The organism is Citrobacter sp. L55, from assembly GCF_002850715.1.
Lineage (GTDB): Bacteria > Pseudomonadota > Gammaproteobacteria > Enterobacterales > Enterobacteriaceae > Citrobacter > Citrobacter braakii.
The window spans coordinates 757,440-773,030 of sequence record NZ_KZ559399.1; the positions used below are offsets into that span (position 1 = coordinate 757,440).

General features: G+C 45.6%; 17 protein-coding genes and 4 pseudogenes. 9 read left to right on the forward strand and 12 right to left on the reverse strand.

Going from position 1 to position 15,591, the window contains the following annotated elements:
• Positions 1-6: 6 nt before the first annotated feature.
• Positions 7-663, reverse strand: coding sequence for a carbon-nitrogen hydrolase family protein (locus B9P82_RS03810; protein ID WP_016156222.1), 657 nt, complete (start codon positions 661-663; stop codon positions 7-9).
• Positions 664-769: 106 nt separating this feature from the next.
• Positions 770-1,000, reverse strand: a complete 231-nt coding sequence (locus B9P82_RS03815; RefSeq protein ID WP_003034925.1) for a DNA polymerase III subunit theta — start codon at positions 998-1,000, stop codon at positions 770-772.
• Between the two features lie 143 nt (positions 1,001-1,143).
• Here B9P82_RS03815 and yobA point away from each other — a divergent pair, with 143 nt between their 5' ends.
• The 3 genes from yobA to B9P82_RS03830 are packed head-to-tail and all read left to right on the forward strand — an operon-like array spanning position 1,144 to position 2,753.
• On the forward strand, positions 1,144-1,518 hold the full coding sequence (gene yobA, locus B9P82_RS03820) for a CopC domain-containing protein YobA (RefSeq protein ID WP_101699963.1): 375 nt from the start codon (positions 1,144-1,146) through the stop codon (positions 1,516-1,518).
• Between the two features lie 3 nt (positions 1,519-1,521).
• A complete protein-coding gene (gene copD, locus B9P82_RS03825) occupies positions 1,522-2,394 on the forward strand; it encodes a copper homeostasis membrane protein CopD (protein WP_101699964.1) in 873 nt (290 codons plus the stop codon).
• A 20-nt stretch (positions 2,395-2,414) separates the two neighbouring features.
• Positions 2,415-2,753 carry a YebY family protein gene (locus B9P82_RS03830; protein WP_003833793.1) on the forward strand — a complete coding sequence of 113 codons (339 nt, stop codon included), beginning with the start codon at positions 2,415-2,417 and terminating at the stop codon, positions 2,751-2,753.
• A 336-nt stretch (positions 2,754-3,089) separates the two neighbouring features.
• Here the strand turns inward: B9P82_RS03830 and B9P82_RS03835 are convergent, their stop codons facing one another.
• The 4 genes and pseudogenes from B9P82_RS03835 to B9P82_RS03850 all read right to left on the reverse strand — a co-directional run.
• Positions 3,090-4,175, reverse strand: a complete 1,086-nt coding sequence (locus B9P82_RS03835) for a tyrosine-type recombinase/integrase (protein WP_047415377.1) — start codon at positions 4,173-4,175, stop codon at positions 3,090-3,092.
• Entirely contained in the window at positions 4,144-4,416 is a 273-nt protein-coding gene (locus B9P82_RS03840) for an excisionase (protein WP_072034353.1), read from the reverse strand. The genes B9P82_RS03835 and B9P82_RS03840 overlap by 32 nt, the downstream gene beginning before the upstream one ends.
• A gap of 64 nt (positions 4,417-4,480) precedes the next feature.
• Positions 4,481-4,723, reverse strand: a complete 243-nt coding sequence (locus tag B9P82_RS03845) for a DUF4060 family protein (protein ID WP_047415379.1) — start codon at positions 4,721-4,723, stop codon at positions 4,481-4,483.
• A gap of 39 nt (positions 4,724-4,762) precedes the next feature.
• Positions 4,763-5,194 (reverse strand): annotated as a pseudogene (locus tag B9P82_RS03850) (enterohemolysin); the annotation flags it as partial.
• 11 nt (positions 5,195-5,205) lie between these two features.
• Between B9P82_RS03850 and B9P82_RS03855 the strand changes: the two are divergent.
• The 4 genes and pseudogenes from B9P82_RS03855 (at position 5,206) to B9P82_RS03875 (ending at position 7,264) form a co-directional block, all read left to right on the forward strand.
• Entirely contained in the window at positions 5,206-5,721 is a 516-nt protein-coding gene (locus B9P82_RS03855; RefSeq protein ID WP_210404992.1) for a tail fiber domain-containing protein, read from the forward strand.
• Positions 5,722-5,991: 270 nt separating this feature from the next.
• Positions 5,992-6,315, forward strand: a complete 324-nt coding sequence (locus tag B9P82_RS03860) for an antibiotic biosynthesis monooxygenase family protein (RefSeq protein WP_047418003.1) — start codon at positions 5,992-5,994, stop codon at positions 6,313-6,315.
• Positions 6,316-6,412: 97 nt separating this feature from the next.
• Positions 6,413-6,672 (forward strand): annotated as a pseudogene (locus B9P82_RS28660) (helix-turn-helix domain-containing protein); the annotation flags it as partial.
• 289 nt (positions 6,673-6,961) lie between these two features.
• A complete protein-coding gene (locus B9P82_RS03875) occupies positions 6,962-7,264 on the forward strand; it encodes a hypothetical protein (protein WP_052134162.1) in 303 nt (100 codons plus the stop codon).
• Between the two features lie 357 nt (positions 7,265-7,621).
• On the opposite strand, the gene B9P82_RS03880 is transcribed toward B9P82_RS03875, so the two are convergent.
• From B9P82_RS03880 to B9P82_RS03895, 4 genes and pseudogenes are all read right to left on the reverse strand, one after another.
• The gene (locus tag B9P82_RS03880; protein ID WP_101699968.1) at positions 7,622-8,470 is read right to left on the reverse strand and encodes an HNH endonuclease; all 849 of its coding nucleotides are present in this window, start codon (positions 8,468-8,470) and stop codon (positions 7,622-7,624) included.
• A gap of 196 nt (positions 8,471-8,666) precedes the next feature.
• On the reverse strand, positions 8,667-9,317 hold the full coding sequence (locus tag B9P82_RS03885) for a hypothetical protein (RefSeq protein WP_101699969.1): 651 nt from the start codon (positions 9,315-9,317) through the stop codon (positions 8,667-8,669).
• Between the two features lie 283 nt (positions 9,318-9,600).
• Complete coding sequence (locus B9P82_RS03890; protein ID WP_003840850.1) at positions 9,601-9,843, reverse strand: DinI family protein; 243 nt, start codon at positions 9,841-9,843, stop codon at positions 9,601-9,603.
• A gap of 95 nt (positions 9,844-9,938) precedes the next feature.
• Positions 9,939-10,040 (reverse strand): annotated as a pseudogene (locus B9P82_RS03895) (hypothetical protein); the annotation flags it as partial.
• Here B9P82_RS03895 and B9P82_RS03900 point away from each other — a divergent pair.
• Positions 10,020-10,552, forward strand: a pseudogene (locus B9P82_RS03900) (S24 family peptidase). The pseudogenes B9P82_RS03895 and B9P82_RS03900 sit on opposite strands and share 21 nt — an antisense overlap.
• Before the next feature lie 716 nt (positions 10,553-11,268).
• Positions 11,269-13,266: a BCCT family transporter gene (locus B9P82_RS03905; RefSeq protein WP_047418455.1), complete on the forward strand. Its 1,998-nt coding sequence runs from the start codon at positions 11,269-11,271 to the stop codon at positions 13,264-13,266.
• Between the two features lie 305 nt (positions 13,267-13,571).
• Here the strand turns inward: B9P82_RS03905 and B9P82_RS03910 are convergent, their stop codons facing one another.
• Together B9P82_RS03910 and B9P82_RS03915 are read right to left on the reverse strand one after the other, a co-directional pair.
• On the reverse strand, positions 13,572-13,838 hold the full coding sequence (locus tag B9P82_RS03910; RefSeq protein ID WP_047417991.1) for a hypothetical protein: 267 nt from the start codon (positions 13,836-13,838) through the stop codon (positions 13,572-13,574).
• Positions 13,839-13,919: 81 nt separating this feature from the next.
• The gene (locus B9P82_RS03915; protein WP_228522529.1) at positions 13,920-15,398 is read right to left on the reverse strand and encodes a sensor domain-containing diguanylate cyclase; all 1,479 of its coding nucleotides are present in this window, start codon (positions 15,396-15,398) and stop codon (positions 13,920-13,922) included.
• Positions 15,399-15,591: the final 193 nt, after the last annotated feature.

The window sequence follows — 15,591 nt, forward strand, 5'->3', positions numbered from 1 at the left end:
AAACGATTAGCGTAAAGGAATGATATCACCTTGCCAACCCCGTGGCGTGCGTTGACCGGTTAAGAGTAAGGAACCGCTGTCTGCGCGAACAATCAATCGACCTTGCTCATCCCATAACGCGCTGCTGCCACGCGCATTGGCCATTAATACCGCGATGGCAAATTTATGCGAGAAACTCTGTAGACGAGATGTGGAGGAGAGCAATTCGGGCTCACTGACAGACTGACTGCTGGTGAATAGCGAGTACGCCGGGTCGATATCGATACCTTCCGGCTGGCTATCCACAACGCTGATGGCATTTTGCTGTCTGGCGATACAGGCCCCGTGGCTCTGGTGAAACGTTAAGGGGGAGGTCATCCAGGGAGAGAAAAGCGCGATACCTTTTACGAACCGATTGTTATGTTCTACCGATAGCCCCGCAATAATCGTCATGCGATAAGTCACGGCAGCATGCGCGAGAGGTTCTAACAACGCTTCATCGGGTGGGGCAGGGAGCGCGTCATTCTCATCAACACAACCCAACAGGGAAAGGGAGGGGAAAACCAGCAATTCACATTGGCATTGAGCGGCTGCCTGAATGAATTGCAGGTGATGCGCGACATGTTCGGTAACTGAGGTCTGAAGAGGTTCGTACTGTGCTGCTGCGATTTTCCAGTGTGACATAATGATTTCCTTTTCATAGTGTCTACAACCATCTTTAAAGTATAGATTAAGAATATACTTATACTGTAGCAGGCATCATGTAAGGAATCGTAACGTAATATAAGTTTTATTTAACTTTAGGCTCGTAGGGTAAACGTGAAAGGGAAACGGATGCCAGACGGTGCGCGATCAGTCTTTCCCGAAACCAGTCGCGTAAATGTTCGGGCTGTTCACGCTCAACGACTTCGGCAACAACCGGCATGTTGTATCGCTCCTTAAATGCGACACCCGCCGCGGCCAGGTCAACATTGACCTTATCCATTTCAGCTTGCTCAAGTTTGGCCAGATTGATGTTCATGGGCTTCTCCTTTTCTCTGTCTTTCGGCGCGCAAAGTTACTAAGAGTGTGCATTAATGGCAAGACCGAAATGATGATTCTCGACTCGATCATTGTAGAAGGTTATTCTCTATAGATTAGACATAACAAAAAGGAATAGTTGAAATGGCTTCATCTGCATCTAAGCTTCGCAACGCTCTCATCGTACTCGCCAGCCTTCTGGCAACTCCCGCCGCCCTGGCTCATGCTCACCTGACAAAACAAAGCCCGGCGGCTAATGCCGATGTTGCGGTATCTCCTCAGGCGTTGACGCTGAATTTCTCTGAAGGTGTCGAGCCGGGATTCAGCGGCGCAACGCTGACAGGCCCAAACAAAGAACGGATCAAAACGGGTAAGGCATCGCGCAGTGAACAGGACAAAACACAACTGATTATTCCGCTTGCTCAAACGCTTGAGGCCGGAAAATATACTGTCGACTGGCACGTCGTCTCCGTGGATGGCCATAAGACAAAGGGGCAATATACCTTTAGCGTGAAATAACCGATGCTGGAATTTACCTGGGTTGCACTACGGTTTATCCATTTTACCACGTTGATGCTGGTGTTTGGCTGTGCGCTCTACGGCGCATGGCTGGCTCCCGTTTCGGTTCGTCGTTTAATGATGCGTCGTTTTTTGCGTCTACAACGACATGCCGCAGCGTGGAGCTTTATTAGCGCGACGCTGATGCTGGCGATCCAGGGTGGTTTAATGGGCTCAGGCTGGTGGGATGTTATTTCTAGTGACATATGGGGCGCCGTGTTGCAAACGCAGTTTGGCGGCGTGTGGTTATGGCAGATTATCCTCGCACTGGTCACGCTGGTGGTGGTAATTATAGTACCGCGCAGCATGCCGCGACTGCTGTTAATGCTGACGATTGCGCAGTTTATTTTGCTGGCTGGCGTCGGACACGCGACGCTGCATAGCGGTATCGCAGGGGCAATCCAGCAGGTTAACCACGCCTTGCATTTGGTATGCGCTGCCGCCTGGTTCGGTGGTTTGCTGCCCGTACTTTACTGTATGCAAATGGCGCAAGGCCGCTGGCGGGAACAGGCCATCAATACTATGATGCGTTTCTCCCGCTACGGGCATCTTTTCGTTATCGGAGTTTTACTTACCGGTATCATGAATGCGCTGTTTATTGTTGGTTTTTCTGTTCCCTGGCACATGGCTTACGGGCAACTGCTTTTGTTAAAAGGTGCTCTGGTGATGCTAATGGTGGCGATTGCGCTGGTGAATCGGTATGTTCTGGTACCACGTATGCGGCAGGATAACCGCAGTATGACACTCTATTTTGTTTGGATGACTAAGCTGGAATGGGGAATTGGGGCCGTTGTGCTGGCGATTGTCAGCCTGTTTGCAACCCTCGAACCTTTCTGATTGATGGATTGGCAAAACGCATGAAAAAAATCATTATCTCGTTATTACTACTGGCAAGTTCAGGGGCCGCGCTGGCTGCGCCACAGGTCATCACCGTCAGCCGTTTTGAGGTTGGCAAAGATAAGTGGGCGTTTAATCGGGAAGAGGTGATGCTGACCTGCCGTCCGGGTAACGCGCTGTATGTCATCAATCCCAGTACGCTGGTGCAATACCCATTGAATGATGTTGCCAGACAGCAGGTAGAGAGTGGGAAAACTACGGCGAAGCCGATCGAGATTATCCAGATTGACGACCCGGCGAAACCGGGCGAAAAAATGAGCCTCGCCCCGTTTGTGGAGCGTGCAGAAAAGCTCTGCTAATTGTCAGATGTAGCGTTCTGATTTCCAATAAAAAACCGCAAGGCTCGCTCAGGAGAACTTGCGGTTTTTACGTTTAGATGTGTGACAATCGTCCTTTTTTTCAGGCCACTTTAGTCGCGGACTGGAAAACCTGGCGCTGTCATCTATTCTTAAATGGCAGGGTAACTTAGCCTGCATTAATGCCAACTTTTAGCGCACGGCTCTCTCCCAAGAGCCATTTCCCTGGACCGAATACAGGAATCGTATTCGGTCTCTTTTTATATTCTTGTTTTCGTTGGGTTTTTTCGGTGCTTTCACGAAATCCCACGAAAATTACTCGAAATTTCCATATCCTGTCTAAACCATAACATATTCTGCACCACGTGCGTCCAGGTATTTTTTGGTCATTGTTAAATTTTTATGCCCCAGCAGCCTCTGTGCGAAATCCTCTCCGCGCTCCCTTTCATAGAGTCTACTCGCCAAACTCCTGATTTCATGGAACGGAGGAGGGTTGGGGCCAAACTTTAACTCTGTAGAATCCCTGATATCGGAAAACGCTTGAGTGATTCCGTCCGGAGTTAACGGACCTGGCTTCCTACCGCCACGCCTTACCGAAGAATAAATCATGAAGTCTGACGGGTTGTTTTTACGACAACGGTCGATAACATCCTGCAGTACCAAATCAGCAGAGTCCAGTCGCAAATCAAGTGGCAACGCCAATTTGTGACCTGTCTTTTCCTGCGTGACAAACAACCTTCCATCCCTGATATCGCTGAATCTGAACAACGATACGTCCTCTCTTCTTTGTCCGGTGACAAGTGCAAGGTCACATGCATTTGCAGCCCATTCGGAATGGGTTGTTGCGGCATCTCTTATTATCTCAAACTGTTCAAGCAAAAGACGCTCACGCTTCACTTTTGGTGTCGGCGTTCTTGTCGGCTCTGCCGGGTTCCTTTCAATATGCCCTTCGACAATCGCTTCCCTGAAAATATCCAACAACACCGAACGCAGTCCGGAGGCCATGCTCTTCTTGTCACAGAGTATGTAACTCTCAAGAAAAGAAGATACGTCCTTCGTGCTGACAGCAGATAGCGGCATACGTCCGAATTCATCACTGATAGTGGCGATCTGGTTACGCCTGACCTTCATCGTGTTGGGCTTCAATTCTCTTCGCTCAAGAATTACTTCGTAACGCTCAAGCCACGCTTTCACCGTAAATGTGGGTGTTTCCTTTATGCGGTCCAGCAGCGCTGACGGAAGGTAATTCTGTTCGATGTAGTTATTGGCTTCGATGGCCTGAGAAATGGCGTCCTTTCTGTCGATCCGGCCAAGAGATAACTCTTGACCGGTAATCGGGTTTCGCCAGCTATAAAGCCTGTCTCTTTTACGATAGGTCAGGTTACGGGGCAGGTTAGCGTCGTAACGAACTGGCCTTTTCGCCATGAGTCAGTCTCTCCAGTAGAGTGCCGCCAGTTGGCAGCGCTAGGTGTTTTGCTTTGTGACGAAGGTTCTTTTTGCTCGGATCCACATAGATGGCGTCAGGCTGAACCTTATATTCTTTGCCGTGAAGCTCCGGGGCAGGGAAAATGCGCCCCTCCCGCGCCCAGCGGCGAAGTGTTGAAAGAGACGGAGGGGTTGAATAAGTTGAATTCGCCCATTCCAGCAGATTAAGAAGCTTGGCCATACTACCTCCGGCTTCCGGCAACTTATTATAGAGCTGCCGGAAAACTGTTAATGAAATATCGTTATCAACTCACCTGACCTGGCAGCGCGCGCAACCGGCGCATACCTGTCATTGCCGTGGCCACGTAGCTCGCCTTACGGTTAACTACCTCAACCCAGACTTTTACGCCTTCAACTCTCACCGTGTACGTCTCTTTCATCTTGCTGCGGCCATAGTCGCCGTAACGTTCTGCATGAGTGGCCAGTGCTATGTCGCATGCCTGACGCGCTAATGGGGATTGCTGATTGGCTCGGTTAATCAGTCGCATTACATCTCCTCAGTGGGAGGGCGAAGCCTCCCGCCTCCCTTAGGCCACGTATTCCGGTTTCATATCCGCCAGGGTGATGCTGAACTGATCGTGCAGCTCGTCGCCCAGATGACGTTTCACCGTTGCAAGAACTCGCTCAACTTCCCCAAACCGTTCAGCTGCATCCGGTTCGTCCGGAGACGGTAGGGAGTTGATCGCTGCCTCAACCTTGTTACGTGAATCAACCAGGTAATAACGTTTCACCGCCTTGTTCTTCAGCTCAGTGAACAGGGCTGAACCCAGCGTAACCTTCGCGCTTTCGATATCAGCGCGCAGCGCTTTGGCGCTATCAACATCCTGTGCGGCATCTATACGCTCGCGGAAATCATCAGCCAGTGAGTCGATATTTACCGACGACTCCTGCGCGCTCTGCGTGGTTGTGACGGTGTCACCTGCTATTTCAGCAGCGCTCATTCGTTGTATTGGTGCGGGCATGGGCTAAAGTGCCGCCGACAATTTATCAGATACTGGAGTCACTGAATGAAAAAGGTGAGGACGCGCGGCTACATGCAGGGCTGATTGCACAGGATGTTGCTACGGCGTTTGAATCTGAGGGGCTGGATCCGCGCCGTTACGCGTTGTTCTGTGAAGACGAAATATTCGAAGAAGTATTCGAACCTCAAATCAGGACTGTTTCACGTCAGAAGCGTGGGCCGGGAGTTATCAGGGAGTCCGGTATTGTTGACGGCGTAGAAGTTACGGTCGAGCGTAGAGTAGAAGACGCGCTTCAGTACAAGCTTGTTAATGATGAGTTCGTGCCAGAGATTGAAGAAGTGGAAGAGACAGTGATGATTCCGGTTCGAAAGTCAGCAGGGATACGCCTCGGGCTGCGTTATACAGAATGCCTTATTTTTGAAGCTGCTTATCAGCGCTCTGTCAGCACTAAACTGGCGGCGCGCCTTGATGAGCTTACTGTTCCGGCACGTTACGCAGCCAGGTGCGGGAACAGTAATAGCTAAAATCCAACCCGATCAGTATCTATTCCACTTTTCCGACGAACATATCAGGGCCAATCTGCTGGATGTCTATGACACTACCGGGGCGGGGTCAGTCCAAAAATGACTCTGAGGTGTCTGTTAAATCCGTGGCGATTCATCTCCTGTTCATCGTTCAGTTAGCTTTTATCCGTTTCCTCCACTTCTTACGCAGCATACATACTTCGGTGCTGGCCGAAGCGTCATACTTTCGTCGGTAATAAACTGATCGGAAATTAACGACGGAGCTAAATCATGATTGCGGTACTTTTTGAAGCTGACGCCCTGCCAGAGGCACAGGAAAGATATCTTCAGCTTGCTGCCGAACTGAAGCCTTTACTGTCAGACACGCCGGGTTTTATTTCTATTGAGCGCTACCAGAGCCTGAGCGCGCCCGGAAAAATTCTTTCTTTGTCATGGTGGGAAGATGAGGAATCTGTAGCAGGATGGAAGCAAAATGTTATGCACTTGGCAGCACAGAAAGAAGGTAAACAGTCAATTTTTTTATTCTACAGAATACGTGTTGCCAGAGTGTTCCGTGATTACTCTTCTGATAAGGAGGCACATCAGCATGTATGACATTCACGTCATTCTAAGCAATACTCCGGGTTCGCTGCCTCACTTGGCAGTGTGCTGGGCAAAAACGGTGTGCGCCCTGATGGATAGGCGCGCGTGGACAGTCATGGGGAGATTCTTCTTTCATGTCATGGGGCGTTGGCGGAGATGGAGAGAGAGCTTATTGTTGAGCGAACACGGGTTGGCTTAGCTGCTGCGCGCGAAGATGGTCGGATCGGCGGCAGACGGCCAAAGTTAAGCGCAGAAGAGTAGGCTCAGGCTGGAAGGTTGATTGCTGCAGGTGAGTCAAGAAAACGTGTGGCTATAATTTATGATGTCGGGGTGTCCACGCTATACAAAAAATTTCCTGCGCGGTGTTGAGAAGACGCCACGCGTCGTCGTATGCAAGAACGGGCGGCGGCGAACTGGCGAACGTTCGATAGTGCGAGTATTGAATGATTGCCAGTCCGCTTTGAGCGAGGAGCAGACATTGTAACTTTCGCAAGCTGATTTTGAGATAGGATGGCTTTCACTTGGCTGGCATTGTGTAATGCCGTCATAGAATATGCATAATAACTTTCTTCAGCGACTAACTATTCATCATAAAATCGATATTATTGTAGAGGACAGGCGTTTCTGGCCACATTGTCTCTACAAGGAAAAACTGAAAATGAGATTTATAACACTGTTTACATTACTTTTCGCTCTTCCCCTCCATGCCGAAGACCATGATTATGGTCCTCCCATCTCTAGATGCTTGAACAAACATACTATTCCCTATATCAACACGACGATTCCTGCTGAGAATATTGTTAATGATGCTTATAAGGAGTGCGAGGATATCGTTAATGAATGGAATAATGAGCGTGCATCCTTGCCCAAGGAAATGGTAATCAAGCAGAATAAGGAATTTAGGGAGATGTATGTCAGGATGATTGATACCCGCAGGAAAACAGATGTTAACAAAAGATGAAGGCTTTGTTTTACTTCATTTTGTAAAGTAGCGCTCTTAGGGCCAGGTAAAATCTCGCATTAAGCTTTCCTGAAAGGCAGTTTTGAGCGAAGATCGGGCATTTCCTTAAAAGAAAATTTAAATCTAATGTAAAGTAAAACTTAACATTAAATAGACCGGTCAAACTGAATGACTATAATTATTTTAATTTATAAAGTGGCCTGACTAAATATTTTTTTCAAAGCTTCCCTAACAATATACACCTTGGTTGCATCAGAAATTCTACCACCATGTGCTCCTGCCTTTTTGAACAACTCACTGAAAATTTCTTTGATAAGAATTTCATTAACTGCNCTGAATGACTATAATTATTTTAATTTATAAAGTGGCCTGACTAAATATTTTTTTCAAAGCTTCCCTAACAATATACACCTTGGTTGCATCAGAAATTCTACCACCATGTGCTCCTGCCTTTTTGAACAACTCACTGAAAATTTCTTTGATAAGAATTTCATTAACTGCCATTTGAGTTTCTTTATTATATTTATCCATTTCCTGTTGGATTAGTCTTAACATGCTTTCCATTTCAGTAGGTTGCTCATTCATCCATTCAATAAGCGCAGATTCATTAGCAATATCTGGGCTTTCTCTATGGCATTTATTGCATAGCAGAATATAATTTGAGACNATTTGAGTTTCTTTATTATATTTATCCATTTCCTGTTGGATTAGTCTTAACATGCTTTCCATTTCAGTAGGTTGCTCATTCATCCATTCAATAAGCGCAGATTCATTAGCAATATCTGGGCTTTCTCTATGGCATTTATTGCATAGCAGAATATAATTTGAGACATCATTACTTCCGCCTAGTGAGTGAGGGATAATATGCGCCCTCTCCAATTTTGAGGATTCGCGGCCACAGCAGACACATACATTGAAATCACACGCATTATCATAGCGCGTATCATCCAAACCTCTTTGAATTCCATTGTCAATCCAGTACTGCCAGATCTTTTTTTTACTTGGTGCGTTTTGTCTAGGAACTACTGCCATATTACTGCTCCTCAAGAATTCAAACAGTTGANCGCGGCCACAGCAGACACATACATTGAAATCACACGCATTATCATAGCGCGTATCATCCAAACCTCTTTGAATTCCATTGTCAATCCAGTACTGCCAGATCTTTTTTTTACTTGGTGCGTTTTGTCTAGGAACTACTGCCATATTACTGCTCCTCAAGAATTCAAACAGTTGATTAGAGATCAGCTGACCTGCGCCCTATAGATTAACACACTACGCTGTTAGCAACGTCCGCTCCTGGCACAGAGCTGACGTGCTAACTAGGCCAAAGGTCAGCTGTAGAGCGGAAGCGGACTTAATGGTCTTAACAGCTATATTGGCCTATTTTATAATTTACGGCCTACCCGTTTCTACAATGATTGCGCATGGAATAGTTGTCATTAATTAATTTTTGGATTTTACTTATTCTTTTTCCAGATCTAAAAATGATCATAAATTGCCAAGAAAATATAAATGTCATAAACATAAAAAAGATCAATCCTATTGTTTTAAAAATTATCTCACCGAATTCAATAAATCCTACGCCTCCCATCGAACTTGCCCTATCAATTGATTTCATCATTTCAAGCATAAGATAAACAGATGTAAAGTAGCATATAGATAAAGACGAAAAACAAATGAGCATGCTAATTAACCTACTAGTTAATGTGTTATATGTGTCTGAATACCCCACTACAATACGATTGTTACTCTCTGAGAATTTAAGAATATCAAGTAATTTTCTACCAAATGAAAAAAGCTGGATGATTTCCAATGCATTATTATAATGGAGTAGTTTTTTTAAAATATTGAATGGGATAGGTCTGCTGTTATGTATTCTAGATACACACACTTGGATTATATAAGGAGTTGTTCTCTTATTACTTAGTTCTTTAGAAAGAGTATCAACAATGCCAGTTTTATTCCTATTATTACCATGAATAAAACTCACCCATAATGAAAAAAATGAGATAGCTATAGGGAGAAAGGCAAAAATAAGAGATATTTTCATCAGAAATCCTAAATTTTCAATTAGAAAGTTATGAAATTCGACAAGAGACGCCCAATAATATAACTCTTAACCACAGATAAATGCTATGAAAATTTGTTAATGTCACTGATAATAGGTAGGTTGACAGCAATGACCTGCCCGTCGCTTATTAAAGCAACTAAGTGTGAGCAACTTCCGCTTTTGGCACAGAGTGGACTGTCAGGTTAGGTTTGGCTCTGTGCCATAAGACTGCCAGCTCAGGTCTGAGCTAATACAACTCAAGCGATATGATGGTTCAAGGCGTTTAATCTGAAACCAGCCACATATCAGCCTCTTCAAACATTTCCTGAACAGTACGGCTTATCTGTTCCTTCTCATGCTTGCTGGCGTCAGTGTTGATCGCCGGCAGCGTCATCATCGGTTTAACCCGGACATCAGCATCGGGGAAAATCCGGTGAACCCTCTTGGTCAACTCGCCCAGAATGATATCTTTTGCACCGGGCAGACCATCAAAATTCCTTTTGTCATAAACGAGTTCCACGAACATTGCTTATTGCCTCTTTACTGGATGGATACACAGTATTTATACTGTTTTTTTATCCAGTATTCAAGAAGGGGTTAATGATGCCACGACGTAGCGATATTGAAATAGCCTGGCATGCTTCGATACAGCGAGAACCGAATGGTCGGAAGACTGTCACCACACAGCGGTTTGTCCAGGAACTGGGTAAGGTTAACTGGCACTGGACGCCGAAGCAGGCCAACGATTGGATAGAATGTTATGTGACAACATTCCGCGATGTCTCCACGCAGGAAGGCGAGAACCGAACCTTTCAGCTGTTCAATCCAAACGGAGGACTATAGCCATGGGGTTCCCTTCACCGGCCAGCGATTACGTTGAAACGAGGATCTCACTCGATCAGCAGCTTATCAGCCAGCCAGCAGCGACTTACTTCATGCGGGCATCGCGTTCACATTTCAGGGAAGGGATACTCCAGGGAGCGCTGCTTGTGGTAGATGCGTCACTTACTGCCTGCGATGGTTCACTGCTGATATGTGCAATCGACGGGGAGTTCAGGATCAAGCGATATCGGACTCATCCTCAACCCCATCTGATTAATCTGGAGAGCGGGAGAAGGGAGGCGCTACCAGTAGATGATGACGGTTACGGTTCTGCACCCGCTATATTCGGGGTGATTACTTACATCATTAATGATGCCAGCAATGCGGAGTTTGATGACTGCCCGGTGATGTAGATAGAAACACATCATGGGAAAGAATAATTATGCTCAATTGGTGGTTATTTGACCATTTATGATCTTGGTAAGATTTTAGTTAAAAATATTAGATATCAATCACAAAGATTTAATGACAACCATCTTTGTAATGACTATAAATTTACCCACTCGCTAAGGATATAGCGTATCCAATATGCACTGCTGTGTAATTACGGGGTCTGTTGATGTCAGCAGACACCCGGTTTTTCATCATCAACTACACAGTCACTGTACTGCCAGGCAAATTTAAAAGTTATGGTTGTGTTTCTCCCCAGTTATTCCCCGGAGTATCCCCCGCTCAGAAAACAGACATAAAAAAGCCGTAACAGGCTGGTTCTTAGATGATTTTTGGTCGGCACGAGAGGATTTGAATCTCCGATCTCCCCATGACGACGAGCCGCCGTCTTAAGGGCTGCTATGTGCCCAGAAGCAGACGCTGGTCATTCGTAATCAATATTGCTTCAATTAACGTATATCCCAAGTCTGATGCAGATTATGCAAATTTAATGCCCCAAGAAGTGGAAGGCTGACTAGCTAAGGAGCCCTTTAAAAATATGAATATATAAGATGATTTGTATCGAACCTCGTTGCACCATGCGTTCCGATTAATGCCGCATTGTCAGTTGAACTTTGCTACTCTATGAGTGGTAGTACCCTTTATCCAATGCGGATTTAAATTAATGGAATAAATGATTATGAGTGAAAATGATATAATCCCAAAGAAGTCTAAAAGCCAGATTAACAAAGCAGTATTCTTTACATCTGCTTTGTTAATTTTCCTTCTTGTCGCCTTTGCCGCCGTATTCCCGGATGTTGCCGACAAAAATTTTAAACTACTTCAACAACAAATCTTCACGAATGCCAGCTGGTTCTACATCCTGGCTGTGGCCCTGATTTTACTGAGTGTCACGTTCCTGGGACTCTCACGCTACGGCGATATCAAGCTGGGCCCGGACCATGCGCAGCCTGATTTCAGCTACCACTCCTGGTTTGCGATGCTTTTTTCGGCAGGGATGGGGATCGGCCTGATGTTCTTTGGCGTTGCCGAACCTGTGATGCATTATCTTTCGCCCCCCGTCGGCACTCCAGAGACCGTTGCGGCAGCGAAGGAAGCAATGCGTCTGACCTTCTTCCACTGGGGCCTGCACGCATGGGCAATCTATGCCATTGTGGCGCTGATTCTGGCGTTCTTCAGTTACCGTCACGGTTTGCCTTTAACGCTGCGCTCCGCACTCTATCCCATTATTGGCGATCGCATATACGGGCCTGTAGGCCATGCGGTTGATATTTTCGCTGTTATAGGCACGGTCTTTGGCGTTGCTACATCGTTGGGTTACGGTGTTTTGCAGGTGAATGCCGGTTTGAACCATCTTTTCGGGATACCCATTAATGAAACTGTGCAGGTCATTCTGATCGTGGTCATCACGGGGTTAGCGACGATTTCAGTGGTGTCGGGCCTGGACAAGGGAATACGCATCCTGTCTGAGCTCAATCTGGGCCTGGCGTTGTTGTTGCTGGCGCTGGTCCTGTGTCTGGGACCAACCGTGCTTCTGCTGAAGTCATTTGTGGAAAATACGGGCGGTTATCTTTCAGAACTGGTGAGTAAAACGTTCAACCTTTACGCGTATGAACCTAAGTCGAGCAACTGGCTGGGAGGCTGGACATTATTGTATTGGGGATGGTGGCTTTCATGGTCGCCGTTTGTGGGGATGTTCATCGCACGGGTATCCCGCGGCCGAACCATTCGCGAGTTTGTCACCGGTGTGCTGTTTGTTCCTGCCGGCTTTACGCTCATGTGGATGACGGTATTTGGTAACAGCGCGATCTATCTTATTATGAACCAGGGGGCGACTGACCTCGCCAATACCGTTCAGCAGGATGTTGCTCTGGCCCTGTTCAATTTCCTGGAGCATTTCCCGTTCTCCTCCGTACTGTCATTCATTGCAATGGCGATGGTCATTGTCTTCTTTGTCACATCTGCTGATTCGGGGGCAATGGTTGTAGATACTCTGGCATCAGGTGGGGTGGCAAACACACCCGTCTGGCAGAGAATCTTCTGGGCCTCGCTCATGGGAATTGTTGCTATTGCGCTTCTCCTTGCAGGAGGGCTAAGCGCGCTGCAAACGGTGACAATAGCAAGTGCATTACCCTTCTCAGCTATCTTATTGATATCCATATACGGACTGTTAAAAGCCCTGCGTCGGGATTTGACTAAGCGTGAAAGCCTGAGCATGGCGACTATTGCTCCGACGGCTGCACGTAACCCAATTCCGTGGCAGAGAAGGTTGCGCAATATAGCTTATCTGCCGAAGCGTTCTCTTGTGAAACGCTTTATGGACGACGTTATCCAACCCGCCATGACGCTCGTTCAGGAAGAACTGAACAAGCAGGGGACGATAAGCCATATCAGTGACGCTGCCGATGATCGTATTCGACTTGAAGTCGATTTGGGCAACGAGCTGAATTATATTTATGAAGTGAGGCTTCGCGGGTATAACTCACCGACATTCGCCCTAGCTGCGATGGATAATGATGAGCATCATGCTGAACAACATCGATATTATCGCGCTGAGGTCTATCTCAAAGAAGGTGGTCAAAATTATGATGTGATGGGCTGGAATCAGGAACAGCTTATTAATGACATACTCGACCAGTATGAAAAACATCTGCACTTCCTGCACCTAGTTCGTTAATATCCACATGCTGTCATGGAAGGCAGCATTTATTTATTCCGACCGCAACCCGAGGAAATGCAGAAAGAATTCACGGTGACCATATAGATATCTGATAGATATTTAATAAAGTCAATTTATTTTGATTTATAATATGGCAACAATTCTAATAAAAAAACCATGGTTGTGGGGCAAGCTATTGGGTTGTTGATAAGGAAAGGGCAAAGCATTCGCGTGAGGATGGGCGTCTGCTTTGTGCCAAGCGGACCTTGAGTGCTAATTATACTTTTGGAAACAGCAGCACAGGTTCTTACGCCATCACCAGATTATTTTTTCAATGGAAAAAGATGCAGGGTATTAGCTGCCAACGGGTATATCCCCAGCATTCGGGTTGACTCCTTCAGTTCTTCAAGGCTAGCGTTCTCCTGGGGCATACGGCCGCCCCAGATGGTTATGCCTTCCGACAGGTGCGCGGGGCGGCCTTGTTTCTCTTCACTGATTTCTATTGTTTCACCATTACTCAGTGTGATAATTAGAGATGCCACTTCCATAGGCTGGTTTTCTCCATTAACGTTCTTAAGTTCTACCTTCATCAAAATACTCCTGTAGCGAGTTTGTGAATGCTGCTCCATGCCTAGTAAGCACACTTACTGATAGCAAGAAAGACCACTAGATTAGTCCTGATGGTCTGCTAAATTGACTAATTTTACCTTATTTCGCCCAGACCTTTTAGCATCATAGAGTTTGGTGTCTGCCACTTTCAATAAATCATCAAAGGTAATAAGCTTCCCTTCTCTCGGATGGTATGTCACTGCACCAATACTGATCGTGACCGATCTTCTGAGCGAACTCAGTTTCTCAATGCTTTTCCTTAATCTTTCACAAGCCAAAAAACAGTCTTTTTCATCCGTTTCAGGGAAAAGCATGATAAATTCCTCACCGCCAAATCGTGCGACCTTATCTTGGCTTCGTAGGTTATGGCTAAGTTCTTTGGCGATATTCTTAAGTGCATAGTCACCTTCCTGGTGGCCATAGGAATCATTATATGATTTAAAAAAATCGATATCGGCAATGGCAATTGACACAGGTGCGGGATCTCGCGCAATTCTGGTCATTTCATTCTCAAACCAACGCATAAACTTTCGGCGATTCGCAATCTCTGTCAGGCTGTCTTCAGTAGCCATTCGCTCAAGCATAGTATTAATTTTGTGTAATTCTTCCTTTTGCTTTTTGAGCTCAATTTCCATCGTTTTACGCTCATTAATACTTTGTATCTGAGCAATATAATATTTGACTTCACCATTATCTTCGCGTACCAAAGAAACACTCAGAAGTATCCAGATATAATTCCCTGTTGCTGTCAGATATCTCTTTTCTAGTTGGTAGAAGGGAATTTCTCCTCGAGAAAGAGCATCTAATTGTTTTAAATCAGTGCTTAAATCATCGGGGTGGGTTATATTTTGAAAATTGATAGAAAGCAGATGGTCTTCAGTATATCCCAGCATACGGGTCAGTGAATTGTTGACTTTTTTCCATTGGCCAGAAGAGGCTACCAACGCCATCCCGATAGTTGAATTTTTAAAAATAGATTCGAGTATGTCATTGTTTTTTTGTAGTGCTGAAATAACAATTTCATTTTCACTGATTAATAAATTGATCTCGATTAACGAACCAATACCCTCAGCCATTAAACTAATGAATTCATAGTCATCCTCAGAGAATGATATGGATCTTATCTGAGTGGATGAGAAATTAATTGTACCCCACAATTTTTCCCTCACCCATATTGGCGCTGAGATATAACTCTCCAGCCTCATACCAATGTAGACCGGATGGGAATTAAAGTCAGGATGTGTTCCTGCATGTTCAACGCTTATTATTCTTCTTTCTCTGACCACTTGTTGACAATAAGTGTTTTTCAGTTCAAACACCATACCAGCTGAAATGTCTCCACTTGTTGGTGAAACCGCAAGTAGAGAGTAACGCTCACCCTCTATCTGACTAATAATACCAAGAGACAGGTCAAAGGCTTTTAATCCTTCATTCAGAATAGCCAGGTATTTATCTTCAGGAGAAGCATGTCTCTTGGCCAACGCCTCATAAAGGAAGTGAATTCGGTTGATATTAACGTTGTTTTCTTTCATTTTTAACATCGCATTATCTTTTCGTCTTTTTACGCATAAAAGAGGGTTGCTATTCGGCCTTGATTAGTTTTCTACATTGTACCGTAGCGACAGCAGCCGGTATTTGAATAACTATCTTGCTCATCGCCCCTTACTGCTTAAAAATTTATCAAAAAATCGAATGGTGACACTCTTTTTATAACAGGTATCTACGATCTTGACT